The sequence below is a fragment of the Nocardia sp. NPDC059236 genome (assembly GCF_042754085.1).
Classification (GTDB): Bacteria; Actinomycetota; Actinomycetes; order Mycobacteriales; family Mycobacteriaceae; genus Nocardia.
The window spans coordinates 842-1923 of sequence record NZ_JBHZAF010000061.1; the positions used below are offsets into that span (position 1 = coordinate 842).

2 protein-coding genes are annotated in these 1082 nt (G+C 71.1%); one reads left to right on the forward strand and one right to left on the reverse strand.

Annotated features, from left to right (window positions below):
• Nucleotides 1-331: PP2C family protein-serine/threonine phosphatase (locus ACFXIV_RS47775; protein WP_379421521.1), on the forward strand; the 331-nt coding region annotated here is incomplete at its 5' end.
• A 67-nt stretch (nucleotides 332-398) separates the two neighbouring features.
• On the opposite strand, the gene ACFXIV_RS47780 is transcribed toward ACFXIV_RS47775, so the two are convergent.
• Nucleotides 399-842 (reverse strand): ATP-binding protein, encoded by a 444-nt coding sequence (locus tag ACFXIV_RS47780; protein ID WP_099882664.1) that lies wholly within the window; start codon nucleotides 840-842, stop codon nucleotides 399-401.
• Nucleotides 843-1082: the final 240 nt, after the last annotated feature.

A 1082-nucleotide genomic window follows, 5' to 3' on the forward strand; every position in this document is an offset into this window, starting at 1 on the left:
CTTCGCCGAGCCGCCGCAGCGCTCCCTGCCGCTGGGTCTGGGCCTGCACGGGAGCGAATCGCCGCGCCCGCACGAGGTGCGGTTCGCCCCGGGAGACCAACTGCTGCTGTACACCGACGGCGTCACCGAGGCCCGCGACCCGGACAACCTCTTCTACCCGCTCGACCACCGGGCCCATCTGCTCAAGGACCCCGACCCGGAAGCCGCGCTGGAGGCCGTACGGCAGGACATCCAGGAGCATGTGCGCTCCCCGCTGCACGACGACGCGGCCATGCTGCTGCTGCGCTACCGGAACCCGGCCCCGCCGCCACCGGCTGCAGCGGAAGCATGAGGCTGCCCCGGCGCCGGAGCGGTGTGGGACGCCATGCACCGTTCCGAGCGGCGGCGTTCGGGGAGCGTCAGGACGCTGTCATGAGGTGCCCGTCGCGGCGGGCCAGAACCTTGTCGAAGCTGACGACCGCGCCGCCGTGCCCCGGCCGGTTGCGGAACCGTACGTGGTCGGCCAGTGACTCGATCAGGTACAGGCCCCGTCCGCTCTCCGCCTCGTTCGGACACCGGGCCGGGCTGTAGCCGGCAGGGAAACCCGGCCCGGTGTCCGCCACCTCGATACGGCAACGGTTGCCCTCCAGATACGCGGAGACCCGGTACGCACCGACCATGTCACCCGCAGTGCTGCCGTGCTCGATCGCGTTCGCGCACGCCTCGGACAGAGCGAGGCACATGTCGTAGGCCACGTCCGGATCGGCTCCGGCCGAGGCCATCGAGCTCAGCAGGAGCTGCCGCGCGAGCGGCACACTGGCGGCTTCGCGCCGTAGCCGGAGAGACCACCACAGGCTGCTCATGCTCACCCTCCATGCGGCTCGACACAGGATTACCTATTGCCTGCGCGTTCCAGCACTACGCGGTGCCGTCACGATGACCCCCGTACGGCGGAAGAGGGCAGCTCCATGTGCAGCTCGGGGGCACTGCGTGCGGGTGCGGCGGAAGCGCGACGCGGGGTGCGCGCCCCCTGGATGACGGAGGGCACCGGCCAACCTGACGTGGTGCGCCAGTACGGCGGTCGAGTGCTGGTGGAGCAGTTG

Coding starts and splice junctions, on each gene's coding strand:
- ACFXIV_RS47780 (WP_099882664.1), bottom strand. CDS start 842: ATGAGCAGCCTGTGGTGGTCTCTCCGGCTACGGCGCGAAGCCGCCAGT.